This is a genomic window from Flavobacterium sp. LPB0248 (assembly GCF_013388355.1).
In the GTDB taxonomy this organism is placed as follows: Bacteria; Bacteroidota; Bacteroidia; order Flavobacteriales; family Flavobacteriaceae; genus Flavobacterium.
Genome location: NZ_CP058246.1, coordinates 2,462,447 through 2,478,736 on the forward strand (window position 1 = coordinate 2,462,447; position 16,290 = coordinate 2,478,736).

A 16,290-nucleotide genomic window follows, 5' to 3' on the forward strand; every position below is an offset into this window, starting at 1 on the left:
TTAAAAAATATTACATTTGTTTCTAACAAAAGTCTTGTACCTTGCTCAAAAAATCTGATAATTTATAACATGAAAAAAATACTGTTTTTTGCTTTTTTCTTAAGCTTTCTAAATACATTTTATGGGCAAAAAAACAGTTTCAGAGCAGAGGAAATCAGAAAACAATACAAAATTCCAGAATTGGCTTATGCCGTAGTTTCATCAGATTCTATACTTGAAATTGAAGCTTTAGGATTTCAACGTTACAAGTCTTCTCATAAAGCAAAAATTAATGATATCTTTCGTTTAGGATCCATCACAAAAACGATCACAAGTTATATAGCTGCGACTTTAGTTAAAGAAGGAAAGATAAAATGGGATACCAAATTCTTTGATTTGTATCCTGAATTAAAAGCAGCAAGCAATCCAGAAATCTATAACGTAACCTTGCAAGATTTCTTGACATTTAGAGCTCCAATTCCAACTTGGTCTTATGGAAATGAAACGCCAAATCAACAAGAAATTAAGGGTAACAATCAGGAACAGCGTTATGAGTTTATAAGCTGGTTTTTTAAGCAAAAACAAATTGTTACTGAGAAACAAGATTGGTACGGCTCTAATCCAAGTTTTGTTGCGGCAGGTTTAATGCTCGAAAAAGCAACTGGAAAAAGTTATGAAACTTTAGTACAAGAATTGGGTAAAAAGTTAAGCATTAACTTCGGCTTTGGACAGCCAAACGTTACTGATATAAACCAGCCATGGGGACATGATGAAAATTTAAAACCTGAAAAACCATTTGTAAATTATAAATTAAATTGGCTTTCGTCAGCAGGAAATATCAATGTAAATCTTCCTGATTTTTGCAAATTTACGCAGATGCAATTACAAGGTTTGTTAGGGAAATCAAAAGTATTGTCTGAAGAGGAATTTAATAAAATGCATTTCGGTTTTCCTGAATTTTCTTTTGGATGGTATTCTGAAATAAATGAAAAATCGGGTTTAAAATATTCTTTTCACTACGGAAATCCAGGAACATTTTTAACCAAAGTGTATATTTGCAAAGATATCGATAAGGCTTTTATACTATTTGCGAATGTGCAATCTGAAGAAGCTGACAAAGGTTTAATGTTGCTTCTTGCCGAATTGCAAAAACAATATGGAGGTTAAATTATTAAACCTTAAAAATTAATTTTATAATTTTAAGCAAAAGAAAAAAATGAATAAAAACTGCTTTCACTATATAAAGAGACACTTTGTCTTTTGTAAACTCGCATTTCTTATTTTTGCTTTACAATCATTCAACTGTCAATCTCAACAAAACATGATAACACCGCCTTATTTACAAAAAGGAGATACTGTGGCACTTTTAGCAACAGCAAGAAAAAACATCGACGATAACTTAAAACCAACAATAGATTTATTGCACAGTTGGGGTTTAGAAGCCGTAATCGGGTCAACAATTGGTTTAGATTATAATCAATTGGCTGGAACAGATGAACAGAGAGCTGCCGATTTTCAGAAACAAATGGACAATCCAAATATTAAAGCGATCTGGTGCGTTCGCGGCGGATATGGTACTGTTAGAATGTTAGATTTACTAGATTTTACGAAATTTAAACAGCATCCAAAATGGGTTATCGGTTTTAGTGATGTAACGGTTCTTCATAATCATTTGAATACGATGGGCTATAAATCTATTCATGGTATTATGCCAGTAACAGTTCCTAGAGCGACGCCAGATGCGGTAAGTTCATTAAAAGCCGCTTTATTTAACGAACCTATTTCCTACTCTATTAGTCCAAATCCAATGAATCGTTTGGGAAGTGCGACTGGAGAATTGGTTGGAGGTAACTTGTCTATTTTGTATAGTTTATTAGGATCTCCCTCCGCAATTGACTGTAAGGACAAAATTTTATTTATCGAAGATTTAGATGAATATCTGTATCATATTGATCGTATGATGATGAATCTAAGACGTAACGGATGTATCGAAAATCTAAAAGGAATTATCATTGGCGGAATGACAAGCATGAAAGACAATGAAGTGCCTTGGGGTAAAAATGCTTTAGAAATTATTGATGACGTAACCAAAAAATACAATATTCCAGTAATTTTTAATTTCCCAGCAGGGCATATTAGAGACAACAGAGCTTTAATTATGGGAAATACCGTTTCTATAGAAGTTACTGCTTCTGGAAGTACGGTTACTTTTAAAAAGTAATATCACATTGCTTTTGATTTAAGCAAGTCCAACAATACCACATAAAATCTCGCAAAGACGCAAGATCGCTAAGTTTTAAAATGCTTTGTGATTTTGCGTTTTTTCGTGCAATAATTTCATTTAGTAAAAATAAACTCAAAGATTCGCACTGAAAACTGTGACTGAGACTGAATAATATAAAAATGGCAGAACACAACGATTTAGGAAAATTAGGAGAAGATCTCGCAACTGCACATCTCGAAGAAAATGGATATTCAATTCTAGAACGAAACTTCGTTATCCAAAAGGCAGAAATAGATATAATTGCACAAAAAGATAATGTTTTGGCAATTGTTGAAGTTAAAACTCGTTCGAGTTTAGATTTTGGTTCTCCGCAAGATTTTGTGAAGCAAAAAAAGATTCAATTACTTATTAAAGCAGTAAATGCCTACATAAACGATAGGGAAAAGGATTTTCAGGAAGATTTAGAAATCCGTTTTGACATCGTTGCGATCCATAAAAACGGGGAATCATTTGCAATTGAACATCTTACCGACGCTTTTTATCACTTTTAACATAATTTTTCATTGTTATAATTGTAACAATTTGTTTTTTTATTTATATTTGCAAAGAATTATAACATAGTAATGTTAAATTAACAAACCAACTCAACTGTTACCAAAAAAAAAAAAGAATTATGAAAACTGTTTCTTCTATTGTAGAAAACTACATTAAAACAAAACCATTTTTATTAAATGCCCTGTCTCTCGGAATTATTAACCTAACATCACTTTCGCGAAATATTATGACCGAATTAGAAAGTGAGTTTGGCAAAGAAGTAAAACAAGGCGCTGTAGTAATGTCTTTAAAACGACTGACAGAAGAACTAGATTTTAAACTGAACCACAAAATCAATAAAGTAATTAAAAATATTGGTGAAATCACGGTTCGTTCTGAACTTACAGATTACACTTTCGCAGCGTCTGAAACTGTCTTAAACAAACAAGCAGATTTGATTTCTGATATTAATGCTCTATCTGATATTTTTTATACCTCATCTCGTGGAGTAAACGAAACGAATATTGTTGTGAGCAGCAGTGTTAATCACTTGGTTGAAAAACACTTCATGAGAGAAAAATTAATCCAAAAATTGGATAATTTAGCTTCAATAACTGTAAAATTACCAAAAGAAAACATTGTTGTTCCTGGTATTTACTACTTCATTTTTCAGCGTTTGGCTTGGGAAGGAATCATCATCAACGAGGTAATTTCGACTTCAAATGAATTTACTATTTTAGTTGGAGAAGATCAAGTAGATGTTGCTTTTAAAGTTATTAAAGACTTGAAAAACTAGTTTAGAAAATAGATTTAAATTAAAGTTTATAAATAACAAAATCCTTTTGTCTTTTCTTAAGATGAAAGGATTTTTCTTTTGAAATAAATCGAAATAAGCCCTTCAATTCTATATTTCTTAAATAAGAATATTCTCAAAAGCCAAATTCACAATTAAATTTTATTTATCAATAGCGTCAAAATAACACTTACTAGTGCGACTGCGACTTAACAAGAGTTTTTGTTTCTTTCTTTAAAAAACTAACAAAAAATCAGAATTAAGTTTTTTTATATATAATTTGTTGCGAATAATATTTTTATATATTTGCGAAGAAGTCAGACATCAGACCTCGCATTTTGATAGTTTAATACCATTGGAATTAAATAAACGCAATTTAAATTGTTAGAAGCTGCCAACCATAGTGAAAAGTTATTGGTAAGTGAACTCAAAAAAGGAAACGAAAAAGCCTTTCGCCAGCTTTTTGATTTATACCGCCAAGATATTTATGGATACAGCATTAGTCTTCTAAAATCAAAAGAAGCAGCAGAGGAAAATGTACAGGATGTTTTTATGAAAGTCTGGCTCAATCGCGAAAGTCTAAATGTAGAACAATCTTTTAAATCCTATATTTTTACCATTGCAAGAAATCAGGCTTTTAATGTTTTGAATAAGGCTGCGAATGAAATTTTATTGAAAGAAGCCGTTTTCTACGAAAGTCAGAAATCACATGAATACGGAGATTATGCGGTTCGGGAAGCCGATTGCAAAAAACTTCGAAAACAAGCTATAAAACAGCTCCCGCCCAAACGACGGCAGATTTTTAAAATGTCGCGGAAAAAAGGAATGAGCTACGAAGAAATAAGCGAGGAACTCGGAATCTCGATAAATACAGTCCGGAACCAAATGAGTAAAGCGCTCGAATCGTTGCGCGGTTTTTTTCAACTTCACGATGAAATTATCTAACCAAAACCACAAATATTGCCCTTAAAATCACTCTTCGGAGTGATTTTTTTTTGCCACAGATTTAAAAGATTTCCACAGATCAGTATTTTTTCTATCTAAAATAAACGATTGTTTTTTTCCCCAACAGATTGAAATCTTTTTAATCTGTGGCTTAAAAAAAAAATCAATTGCCTCCAGCTTTAGCTGGAGGTTTATTGGAAAGTAAGATTTAGGCTTTAGCCAAATAAGATAATTTTGGCTAAAGCCCAGATTTGGAGACTTTTTTTTGACCTCCAGTTAAAACTGGAGGCAATTGAAAAAAAATTAGAAAACTAAGGACACACAAACTCCAAAATCAAAATCGATAATTTTCGTCTGCTTCTATTTTGATTTTTCATTATGAAAACGAAAAAAATAGAATCGTGAATAAACCTGTTTGCCCGCGAGAGGGATTGGAGCAAGCTACCGAAGTAGCGCGGAAAGCCCGACAGCATTAGGAAAAGGGGCACATAAAGACAAAGATTTTTGGTCCCTTTTTCTAATGCTGGCTCGCCCAAAAAATCAATTTTATATTCAGATTGAGAGATTTTTTTGTCGCTTTCTTCTGTGATCCTTCGTTACTCAGGATGACAAAATGCATTTAATCATTATTTCTTCAAAAAAATAAACTTCATCATTTTACTAAAAATCAACACATTAAACAATTCAAAATGTTAAAATTTAAAAATTTATAACGTTTGAGTAGTACTCAATTGTATCTCAGCTGTATTATAGAAACACAGAACCTAAAAACATTCTTAATGAATTCAAATTCTGAAATAAAAACGCTTTTAGAGAAGTTTATTTTAAATCAATGTACTGCTGAAGAAACAGAACAGGTTATTGCCTATTGCCGCAATAATGATCTTACTGATGATTTCCCAACGGTAGAAGAAGTGAAAAACCTGTTGGATGAAATGCCAAAAATGGATGAGCAAAAAGCTGATTCTATTTTCGATACTATTTTAACTACAGCAAAAGAACAAGAAACAGTAATAGAATTACAGCCAAGAAAATCTAATTATAGAAAATATATTTCTATCGCAGCTTCTGTGTTGGTTCTTTTGGGAGTTGGTTTTGCTTACAAACAAGGTTTCTTTACTAAAAGTACAGAAGTTCCATTTGATTTTAAAAGTTCTGATATTGTCTTACAGATGGAAGATGGAAGTGTCCAGATTATTTCTGAAAATGGTAAAGTTCAGGTTCATGATAAAAAAGGGAATATTATTGGAAATCAAGATGGAGATAAATTGGTTTACGAAAATCAAGCTGATTCTGATAAATTAGCATATAACACCCTTAAAATTCCATTTGGCAAAAAATTCCGTCTGCAACTGTCTGATGGAACGATGGTTCATTTAAACTCTGGAACTACTTTAAAATATCCTGTAAAATTTATTGCTGGAGAAAACCGTCAGGTTTATCTAGACGGAGAAGCTTTTTTTGACGTTGCAAAAGATAAAAAACACCCTTTTATCGTAAATGCTGACGAACTAAACATACGTGTTTTAGGAACACATTTTAATGTTTCAAATTACCCTGAAGATGCAGTTACTGATGTAGTTTTAGTTGAAGGTTCTGTTGGAATGTATCGTTCAAACGAAGAATTTGACGCTTCTAAAAATACCATTTTAAAACCGGGTTATAAAGGAAGTTTCAACAAAGAAAATGCTTCGATTTTTACAAAGCCTGTAATCACCGAAATCTATACTTCTTGGATTGATGGCGGGCTAACTTTCAGAAACATGACTTTCAAAAACATCATTACCAAACTGGAAAGACGCTACAACGTAACCATTATTAATAAAAATGAAAAACTGGCTAACGAGAAATTCAATGCCAGCTTTAAAGAAGAATCAATAGAGAATGTGATGAGCTATTTTAACGATATTCATGGCATTAATTACACTATAAAAAACAATCAAATACTAATTAAATAACCACTAAAACCAATACAATATATGATGAGATAACATTACGGGAATAAAAAAATCGGAAAGAGCTGCGAACAATTTCCGATTAACTAAGTGATTGAATATAACGAATTAACTACAATCAATTAACAAAATTATGAAAAAAAAATCTAAGAATAATGGGTTTCTATACTCATTGTTCCAAAATGACCTAAAATTGAAATTAACTACTCTACTTATTTTGGTCGCCATGTTTAATATCAAAGCAAGTACTTATGCTCAAAAAACAAAAGTTACTCTTGAATTGAACAATTCAACAATCGAAAAGGTTATTGAGACCATTGAACAAAAAACAGATTTCAGATTTATCTATAAAATGAATGATGTCGACTTAGATCGAACGGTTTCCATTTCTGTAAAGGAACAATCGATATATGTAGTTTTAGACAGAATTTTCAAAGGAACTCCGACCGAATTTAAAATTCGCGACACACAGATTATCCTTAAAAAACCGGATCTAAAATCGCAAAATATTGACGACGAAAAAGAAACAATTTCTGGAATTGTTACCGACGAAAATGGTGCTCCGCTTCCTGGAGCTTCTATTATCGAAGAAGGTACAAAAAACAGTGTTGTAACCGATTTTGATGGTAAATTTAAATTTACTGTCGAAAGCAGTTCTTCTGTAATCTTGGTGAGTTTTGTAGGATATAAAACTAAAAAAGTTCCTGCTGGAAATGGTCTTTTAAACATTCAATTGGAACCAGACGCAACAAACTTACAAGAGGTTGTTTTGGTAGGTTATGGTTCTTTGTCTAAAAAAGACGTTACTGGAGCTGTATCTACAATTAATTCAAAAGATATGAATCAAGGCGCTCTTGTAAATCCGCTACAATTGATTTCTGGAAAAGCAGCTGGTGTTAATATCAATCAGATTGGTAGCGAACCGGGTGGAGCTCCAAGCGTACGTATTAGAGGTATTTCTTCTCTTATCGGAGGAAACGATCCTTTGGTAGTTGTAGATGGAATTCAGGGAAACTTAGATTTATTAAATCAGATTCCGCCAACAGAAATCGAAAATATTGACATCTTAAAAGATGCATCGGCTACAGCAATTTACGGTTCTCGCGGTGCACCTGGTGTTATTATTGTTACTACTAAAAAGAATAAAGCAGGAAAAACTACAATTGAATACATTGGTTCTGCATCTGTAGATTTTATTCCAAAAAAACTAGATATGTTAAGCGCTGATGAATGGTGGACAGCAGCTCAAAATGTTGGTGTTCCTGCATCTGCAAACCATGGTTCTGATACAGATTGGTACGGAATTTTAACTAAAACCGGAATCACTCAAAACCATACTTTATCATTTGGCGGAGGTGCAGAAAAATTTAATTATAGAGCTTCGATCAGTGCGATTTTGCAAGATGGAGTTGTAATCAATTCAAACAATAAAAAATATATTGCGCGTGTTCAGGCATCGCAAACAGGTTTAGACGGAAAATTAAGATTGACTTATAATTTAAACAACGGAACAGATTATACCACCTCAAGTATTCAATCTATCGGACGTGTAAATTATGTTTCTAACTTAATTACAAATGCTTATTTAATGCGTCCGACTGATCCAGTTTTCAATACTGACGGAACATATTTTACAGATCCAAACGTTTTTCAATACTTAAATCCTTACGCTGCACAGCAGGAAATTACAAACGAATCTCAGGCGGATAATTTGTTTGGAAGCTTAAAAGCTGATTTGGATTTATTTGACGGATTAACAGCTAGCTGGTTTGGAAGCTGGAGAAAAACAAACAAAACTATTGGTTTTTATAATCCTTCATCATCTACAGATTCTCATGCGATTGATCAAAAAGGTTTTGCTAACATTAAAAATGACAGACAAAACGAAAGATTAATGGACATCAGTCTTAATTATAAAAAGACTTTTGGAGCGCACAGCATTAATGTTTTGGCATTGTATGAGTGGCAAAATCAATTGTATCAAGGAAATTATGCTCAAATAAGAGGTTTTGTCGATGATATGACAACGTACAATAATCTAGAATTGGGAGACGTTTCGAAAGTACTTCCTGGGGATATGAAATCATACAAAAATGACAGAACAGTTGTTTCTTTCTTAAATCGTATTAACTATTCTTACTTAGACCGTTATATGTTTACAGGAAGTATCAGAAAAGATGGTGCATCTGTATTTGGAGCTAATAATAAATGGGGATATTTTCCATCTGCATCTGTTGCGTGGAATATTTCAAAAGAAAATTTTATGTCTAAACAGACTTTGGTTACTGACTTAAAATTAAGAATTGGTTATGGAGAAACTGGTAATCAGCAAGGTTTAGAACCAAATAAAACACAACTTTTGGTTGGTAGTAGTGGAAGCACTTATTTTGGAGGTTCTCAAATTAATAACTTCAATATTGCTCAAAACGCAAATCCTGATTTAAAATGGGAAACTAAAAAACAAACTAATATCGGTCTTGATTTTGCTATGTTAGACAACAGATTAAGAGGAACAATCGACGTGTATACTTCAAAAACAGATAACTTATTATTTGATTATACAGTACCTCAGCCTCCGTATCCTTTCAATAAAATTAAGGCAAACGTAGGTAGTATTTCAAACAAAGGTCTTGAGGTCGCTCTTGGATATGACGTAATCAGAAATGAGAACACCACTCTTACACTTTCTGGAAACGTTTCATTTATGGAAAACGAAGTACTTAACTTAAGCGGCAGTATTAATGGAGTTCCTTTAAATACAGATTATGTTGCTTGGGGAGGTGCAGGTTCAAGTTCTTACTTAATAAAAGGGCAGCCTGTTGGAACTTACAATATTTTACATCATACAGGTGTAGATGCTGCTGGAGTTGAAACAGTTGAAGATCGTGACGGAAATGGTACTATTGATCAAGGTGATAGAAGTGCAGACAGAGTTATCAGAGGATCTGCTTTACCAAAATATACTTATGCTTTCAACCCAACCTTTACACACAAAAACTTTGACGCATCAATGTTATGGAGAGGTTCAGGAGGAAACAAAATCTATAATCAAGTACGTGCTAACATAAGCAAACTGGAAAATATTGGTAAATCTAACATTCTGGCAAGTGCTGTAGATGAAGGTATTTATACTTCTCCTTACGCATCTGATATGTACTTAGAAGATGGTTCATTTTTGCGTTTGGAAAATGTTACTGCTGGATATAATTTTCGTTTCACTGATGTTAAATACATCGAATCTGTTAGAATCTCACTTACAGGAAACAACCTTTTACTTATCACAAATTACTCTGGTATAGACCCTGAAGTAACTTTGAGCGGAAGTGGAAAACCTGAAGACAACTTTGGTTCAGATAGAGGAATTTATCCTCGCACCAGAAGTATCGCTATCGGTTTGAATGTAAAATTTAAATAGTAAAAGAAATGAAACTTAAAAATATATTAGTATTAGGAAGTGTATGTTTCCTATCTCTTGTTGGCTGTACCAATGTAGATGAAAATATTTATGATAAATATCCTGCCGAAGATTTCTACGGAACTCCAGCTGGTGCAGATGTTGCCCTTGCTAGTGTATATGCTCAAGTAGGCGGAAACTGGGATGGTGTAGGATATGCTGGTGCAGATAATGGCTGGTACGATTTGAACAGTATGGCTGCAGACGAACAAGTAATTCCGCACAGAAATACGGGCGACTGGCAGCTGGACTTTGCTCGTGTTTACACACACAAATGGCTTCCAACAGATTTAATGGTAAACAATACTTGGAACTGGCTTTACAAATCAATTTTTAGCGCCAACTTAGCGGTTTCTCAATTGGAAACTGCCAATGCAGAAGCTTCAAAAATTGCAGAAGCAAAAGTATTACGTGCCTTTTTCTATTATTTATTAATGGACGATTACGGAAATATTCCATTCTATACAGACAATAACATTACCGTTGATAAAATTCCACAAGCAAGCCGTCAGCAAGTTTATGATTTTATTGTAAAAGAATTGACTGAAAATGTAGAGCTGCTTTCTGGAGAAAAAGGAGGAAATTATTACGGAAGATTCAATAAATGGGCTGGTTATACTTTATTAGCAAAAGTTTATTTGAATGCAGAAGTATACACAGGACAAGCAAAATGGACAGAATGTCTTGCGGCTTGCCAGAAAGTTTCTGAAGGAAATTTTAGTCTTCACCCAGCTTCAAACAATGCTGCAAGTCCGCTTGGAAACACTTATTATGAATTGTTCGGAGATGTACTTCCTGCTGATGAAACTATCCTTTCTATATATACTACTGTAGATGTTGTTTCTAGAAATATTCTTAGTGTAAGAAGTTTATACGGTCCTCACTGTCAAGCTCTTTTTGGTTACAGCGGATGGAACGGCACAATTGTTCCAAAAGATTTCTACCAAAAATATACTGATAATGATATTCGTAAAAAACAGTTTTTAATTGGAGAACAACCAGGAGGAACAAACTACACTCTTGATATAAGTTCATTGGACAATCCAGGGGCAGGTGCGCAAGAAGGAGTTCGTAACGTTAAATTCTATCCTGTAATTCCTAGAAATGGCGGAGGAGCATCAAACGACTTCCCTATTTACAGATATGCAGACATTCTTTTAATGATGGCCGAATGTAATGTTCGTTTAAATAATCCTGCTGCTGCAAAACCATTTATCGACGCTGTGAGACAACGTGCAAGTTTAGGCGCTTTGGATAATGTACCGACTCTAACTGATATCTATAACGAAAGAGGTCTTGAGCTAAACTGGGAAGGTCACAGAAGACAAGATATGATCCGTTTTGGAACTTTCTTAGCAACAAAACAATTCATGGACAGTTCAGAAGAATATAGAAAAATCTATCCTATTCCAACCTCGGCTTTAAATGCAAATCCAGGTCTTAAACAAAATCCAGGTTACTAATTAAAAGTATTTTATATGAAATCGCCGTTCTTCAAAAACAAGTTTAATACATGAAGTACGGCAGTATCATGGTACTTTAAAAACAAATAATAACTACATATGAAAAAATATATAAATAGATTATTTGCACTTACAGCCTTGCTTATTGTTGGAGCTGCTTGTGAAAATGATGCCGAATTGACCTATCTAAAAGATGTCCAGTTCACATCAGATATAAAAATTGCACCAAGTACAACTTTTGTGCTTCTGGAAGACAATGCCGATACAGATGCCATTACTATTTCTTGGGATAAAGTTACTTTTCCTATTGTAGCACCTGTAACTTATGCTGTGCAATTTGATGTTCCTTCAGATATTACAGGTTCAAATGCATGGCTGCATGCAACACGTATAGAAGTAGGGCAAGATATTTTGACTAAAACTTTTACAGTAAGAGATTTCAATAAAATTGCAACAGATTTAGGACTGCCTGTAGATAAAGCCAACAAACTTATTGTTCGTGTTGAAGCTCTAATGGACAGAAAAGTGTTTTCTAAAAATGTGGAGTTAACGGTTACGCCTTATGAAAAAGCAATTGTTTTTGGCGAAATTTACATGCCGGGTTCTTACCAAGGTGAGTGGAATGTTGAAACTGCATCGGTTTTAACCGCAATCGAAAAAGGTGTTTATCAAGGTTATGCAACCGTTCTTGAAGGATACGGAACCGGATTTAAAGTAAATACAGCTAGAAACTGGGAAGAATTTTATGGTTCTAGTGGCGGTGACAATATCCAAAAAATGAATACAACAGATTTACAAATGCCTGGTGTTGGTTCATATCAAATTAAAGTAAATTTGAATACGCTAAAATGGTCTGCAACTCCTTATGCATGGGGAATTGTTGGAACAGCTCAAACTGGAGGATGGGATAACAGTACTCCTATGAGTTATGACCACCAGACTAAAACATGGAAAGTAACTGCCGATTTGGTTCCTGGAGCATTGAAGTTCAGATTGAACAACAAATGGGATGTTAATTACGGACCAAAAGATGCTACAACAAATACCATCAATCGTGACGATCAAGGTTCTTATACCATTACTGAAGCGGGAACTTATGAAGTTACGTTCACTATTGAAGAAACAGATCCAAATACAAATGGCTATCCTGCAACAGCAACTTGCAGTATAGTTAAAAAATAATCTAGCACATTCATACTTGTTAGATTAGTTTTGAGTGATACCTGCCTTTCTGAGCAAAAGGCAGGTTATTTAAAAATAAAACTCCTGCTCAAAACCTATCAAATTTAATTTTTAAAATTATGAAGTCTAACTCCAACATTTTTCTTGCTTTACTGCTTTCAATAGCTTTTGTATCGTGCAGTTCTTCTGAAGAAAATCCGAAACCAGATCCAAATCCACAACCTGGAAACGAATACCAGCAGTATGGATCACCATTTGATAAAGTTGCAGCCAACGAAGATGCCGTAATTTATCAGGTAAATGTGCGCTCTTTCAGTCCAGAAGGAAACTTAAAAGGTGTTCAGAAACGACTTGGAGATATTCAGAAACTAGGTGCAAATGTCATTTATCTAATGCCGATTTATCCGGTTGGAAAAGTAAAAATGGCTGGAAAATTAGGTTCACCGTATTCTATTAAAGACTACAAAGCCGTTAATACCGATTACGGAACATTAGAAGATCTTCGAGCTTTGGTTACAGAAGCACACAGCAAAAATATGGCGGTGATTTTAGACTGGGTTGCCAATCATACTTCTTGGGATAATCAATGGATTACAGCACATCCAGACTGGTATCAAAAAGACGCTAGTGGCAACATTATCATTCCCCCAGGAACAAACTGGCAAGATGTAGCGCAGTTAAATTATACCAATGTCGAAATGAAAAAAGCCATGATCGATGCCATGTCATATTGGGTTTATAATGCCAATATTGATGGTTTTAGATGTGATGCTGCCGATTTTGTTCCGATGAATTTCTGGTCAGAAGCGATTACTGCAATCCGTAAAATAAAGAATCAAAGGATGATTTTAATGGCAGAAGGCACTAGAGTCAATCATTTTGATGCAGGATTCGATTATACTTTTGGTTTTGCTTATTTCGGTGCTCTCGAAAAAGTATTTTCTGAAGCACAGCCGGCAAGCTATCTTCAAACAGAAAGTTCTAAAGAATATGGGCAGTTAGATGCTTCAAAACGCATTGTGCGCTATACCACAAACCACGATGTTAACCTTTCTGACGGAACTCCGCTTGAACTTTTTGGAGGCAAAAAAGGTTCTTTAGCCGCTTTTGTAATCGCATCAAGCATGAAATCTGTTCCTATGATTTATAACGGTCAAGAAATTGGGTATAACAAACGCATTGATTATTTTGACAATGTACCAATCGATTGGTCTACTGCTGATAATGATATGCTTTTGGAATATCAAAGAATAATTGCCTTTAGAAATTCTAGTGAAGCGCTTCGAAAAGGAAAACTGACTGGGTACAGCAGTAATGATGTGAGTGCTTTTACCATGGAAACTACAACCGATAAGGTTTTAATTGTTGCTAATATCAAAAATAAAAATGTAAAATATACTGCTCCAACTGCTTTGGCTAACACCAATTGGACAGATGCATTGACTGGAAATCAAATAGCAATTGGCACAGAAATCAATTTAGAAGCTTACCAATATTTAATCCTTAAAAAACAATAACGCTTCTGATATAAATAGATTTGTAAAACTAAAAAAACATGAATTTTCAATCCCTAAAAATACTGTTCCAAATTCGTTTGGATAGGAAAACTGCGCTTTTATTTTTCCTCTGCCTTTGCTCTTTAGCGGTTAAAGCACAAGAAATAACTTCGCCAGACAAAAATCTTTCCTTAAAATTTGAATTGAAAGAAGGCGGTATTCCGTCTTATCAATTATCATACAAACAAAAACCGGTTATTAAACCTAGTTCTTTAGGTTTAGAACTTCAAAATATGCCTTCGTTTTTGGATGGTTTTACCGTTACAAATACAGCACAATCTTCTGTTGATGAAAGTTGGAATCCGGTTTTAGGTGAAGAAAAAACAATTCGAAATCATTATAACGAATTGGTTGTCACTTTAGCGCAAGCGAAAAACAATAACAGATTTATTAGAATTCGTTTCCGTTTATTCAATGATGGATTAGGGTTTCGATATGAATTTCCAAAACAAAATGACCTGAGCTACTTTGTAATTAAAGAAGAACGTTCGCAATTTAACTTAGCTGGAAATCATAAAATTTTCTGGATTCCGGGAGATTATGATACCAACGAATATGCGTACACCACTTCAAAAATTTCAGAGATTCCTTCACTGATGAAAAAAGCTACTATCGAAATCAATTCACAGTGGCCAATCGCAGCATTATCAGTACAAACACCGTCAATGATGAAATCAGATGATGGTTTATACATCAACATTCATGAAGCAGGATTAATCAATTATCCAGCAATGTATCTTGAAGTTGATCCTGTAAACAATAAAATGATTAGTCATTTGGCGCCAGATGCTGTTGGAGCAAAAGGTTATATGCAAACCGATGCACAATCGCCTTGGAGAACTATTGTTGTAAGTGATAAAGCGACAGATATTCTAGCGTCCAAATTAATTTTAAACCTTAACGAACCTACAAGTTATAAAGATGTTTCTTGGATAAAACCAGTAAAATATATCGGAATTTGGTGGGAATATTTTGTTGCAGGAAGAAGTACTTGGGCTTTTGGAAAAGAAACCAATGTAAAATTAACCGATGATTTTACCAAACTTACGCCAAACGGAAAACATGGAGCCACAACAGAACGTGCAAAAGAATACATTGATTTTGCTGCTAAAAATGGTTTCGATGCAATTCTTATCGAAGGATGGAATATTGGCTGGGAAGACTGGATTAACAACTGGAAAGAAGAAGTTTTTGATTATGTAACAGCTTATCCTGATTTTGATGTAAAAGCAGTTCATGAATATGCCGCTTCAAAAGGCGTAAAAATTATCATGCATCACGAAACTTCAGGATCGGCAACCAATTACGAACGTCGTTTGGATCGTGCTTTTCAGTTTATGAATGACAATGGTTACGATGCTGTAAAAACAGGATATGTTGGAAAAATTATTCCGCGTGGCGAACATCACGATGGACAATGGATGGTAAATCATTACATTAATGTTGCGAAACGTGCTGCCGATTATAAAATTATGATTGACAGCCACGAAGCAGTTCGTCCAACGGGATTAAACCGTACTTTTCCAAACTGGATTGCTCAGGAATCAGCGCGCGGTACTGAGTTCGAATCTATGGGAGGATTAGCTCCAGATCACACCACCATTTTACCATTTACAAGATTAATGGGCGGACCGATGGATTACACTCCGGGAATTTTTCAGACCGATCTTTCGTATTATGGAACAGGAAGTACACAACGCGTAAATACGACTTTGGTAAAACAATTGGCATATTATGTAACTATGTACAGTCCGCTGCAAATGGCTGCTGATATTCCTGGAAATTATGAGCGCTTTCCAGATGCATTTCAGTTCATCAAAGATGTTGCCGTAGATTGGGATAACAGTTATATTTTGGAAGCTGAACCGGGAGATTACATCACCATTGCACGTAAAGCAAAAGGCAAAAATGAATGGTTTATTGGCGGAATTACAGATGAAAATGCAAGAACAGCAAACATTTCATTTGATTATTTACCTGCAGGAAAAAATTTCGTTACGACTATTTATGCCGATGCTAAAGAGGCCAATTGGAATCAGAATCCACAAAAATATACGGTTACTAAATTTATCGTAAACTCAAAAACAAAATTAAAACAGTATTTAGCTCCAGGCGGAGGTGTTGCCATCAGTATTAAAGAAGCCACTGCTGCAGAATTAAAAGGATTGAAAAAATTATAGATTACTGTTTTTCCGCCACGAATTC

At 34.3% G+C, this 16,290-nt stretch carries 11 protein-coding genes; all 11 read left to right on the forward strand.

Going from position 1 to position 16,290, the window contains the following annotated elements; translation table 11 throughout:
- Positions 1-69 precede the first annotated feature (69 nt).
- The 11 genes from LPB248_RS10225 (at position 70) to LPB248_RS10275 (ending at position 16,265) form a co-directional block, all read left to right on the forward strand.
- Complete coding sequence (locus LPB248_RS10225) at positions 70-1,146, forward strand: serine hydrolase domain-containing protein (RefSeq protein ID WP_177211342.1); 1,077 nt, start codon at positions 70-72, stop codon at positions 1,144-1,146.
- A gap of 154 nt (positions 1,147-1,300) precedes the next feature.
- Positions 1,301-2,200: an LD-carboxypeptidase gene (locus LPB248_RS10230; protein ID WP_177211343.1), complete on the forward strand. Its 900-nt coding sequence runs from the start codon at positions 1,301-1,303 to the stop codon at positions 2,198-2,200.
- Positions 2,201-2,382: 182 nt separating this feature from the next.
- Positions 2,383-2,754, forward strand: coding sequence for a YraN family protein (locus LPB248_RS10235; RefSeq protein ID WP_177211344.1), 372 nt, complete (start codon positions 2,383-2,385; stop codon positions 2,752-2,754).
- Between the two features lie 122 nt (positions 2,755-2,876).
- Positions 2,877-3,533 (forward strand): hypothetical protein, encoded by a 657-nt coding sequence (locus LPB248_RS10240; protein ID WP_008466087.1) that lies wholly within the window; start codon positions 2,877-2,879, stop codon positions 3,531-3,533.
- Between the two features lie 378 nt (positions 3,534-3,911).
- Positions 3,912-4,475: an RNA polymerase sigma factor gene (locus LPB248_RS10245; RefSeq protein WP_177211345.1), complete on the forward strand. Its 564-nt coding sequence runs from the start codon at positions 3,912-3,914 to the stop codon at positions 4,473-4,475.
- 779 nt (positions 4,476-5,254) lie between these two features.
- Positions 5,255-6,433 (forward strand): FecR family protein, encoded by a 1,179-nt coding sequence (locus tag LPB248_RS10250; RefSeq protein WP_177211346.1) that lies wholly within the window; start codon positions 5,255-5,257, stop codon positions 6,431-6,433.
- A gap of 190 nt (positions 6,434-6,623) precedes the next feature.
- On the forward strand, positions 6,624-9,845 hold the full coding sequence (locus LPB248_RS10255) for a TonB-dependent receptor (RefSeq protein WP_255462916.1): 3,222 nt from the start codon (positions 6,624-6,626) through the stop codon (positions 9,843-9,845).
- 8 nt (positions 9,846-9,853) lie between these two features.
- Positions 9,854-11,347: a RagB/SusD family nutrient uptake outer membrane protein gene (locus LPB248_RS10260; protein WP_177211348.1), complete on the forward strand. Its 1,494-nt coding sequence runs from the start codon at positions 9,854-9,856 to the stop codon at positions 11,345-11,347.
- Positions 11,348-11,446: 99 nt separating this feature from the next.
- Positions 11,447-12,529, forward strand: coding sequence for a SusE domain-containing protein (locus LPB248_RS10265; RefSeq protein WP_177211349.1), 1,083 nt, complete (start codon positions 11,447-11,449; stop codon positions 12,527-12,529).
- Between the two features lie 119 nt (positions 12,530-12,648).
- Positions 12,649-14,046, forward strand: a complete 1,398-nt coding sequence (locus LPB248_RS10270) for an alpha-amylase family glycosyl hydrolase (RefSeq protein WP_177211350.1) — start codon at positions 12,649-12,651, stop codon at positions 14,044-14,046.
- Positions 14,047-14,084: 38 nt separating this feature from the next.
- Positions 14,085-16,265, forward strand: a complete 2,181-nt coding sequence (locus LPB248_RS10275; protein ID WP_255462917.1) for a glycoside hydrolase family 97 protein — start codon at positions 14,085-14,087, stop codon at positions 16,263-16,265.
- Positions 16,266-16,290 lie beyond the last annotated feature (25 nt).

Excerpts from the sequence above, each read along its gene's own strand:
- LPB248_RS10275 (WP_255462917.1), top strand. The coding sequence starts at position 14,085 with ATGAATTTTCAATCCCTAAAAATACTGTTCCAAATTCGTTTGGATAGG.
- LPB248_RS10235 (WP_177211344.1), top strand. The coding sequence starts at position 2,383 with ATGGCAGAACACAACGATTTAGGAAAATTAGGAGAAGATCTCGCAACT.
- LPB248_RS10225 (WP_177211342.1), top strand. The coding sequence starts at position 70 with ATGAAAAAAATACTGTTTTTTGCTTTTTTCTTAAGCTTTCTAAATACA.
- LPB248_RS10250 (WP_177211346.1), top strand. The coding sequence starts at position 5,255 with ATGAATTCAAATTCTGAAATAAAAACGCTTTTAGAGAAGTTTATTTTA.
- LPB248_RS10265 (WP_177211349.1), top strand. The coding sequence starts at position 11,447 with ATGAAAAAATATATAAATAGATTATTTGCACTTACAGCCTTGCTTATT.
- LPB248_RS10260 (WP_177211348.1), top strand. The coding sequence starts at position 9,854 with ATGAAACTTAAAAATATATTAGTATTAGGAAGTGTATGTTTCCTATCT.
- LPB248_RS10230 (WP_177211343.1), top strand. The coding sequence starts at position 1,301 with ATGATAACACCGCCTTATTTACAAAAAGGAGATACTGTGGCACTTTTA.
- LPB248_RS10240 (WP_008466087.1), top strand. The coding sequence starts at position 2,877 with ATGAAAACTGTTTCTTCTATTGTAGAAAACTACATTAAAACAAAACCA.
- LPB248_RS10270 (WP_177211350.1), top strand. The coding sequence starts at position 12,649 with ATGAAGTCTAACTCCAACATTTTTCTTGCTTTACTGCTTTCAATAGCT.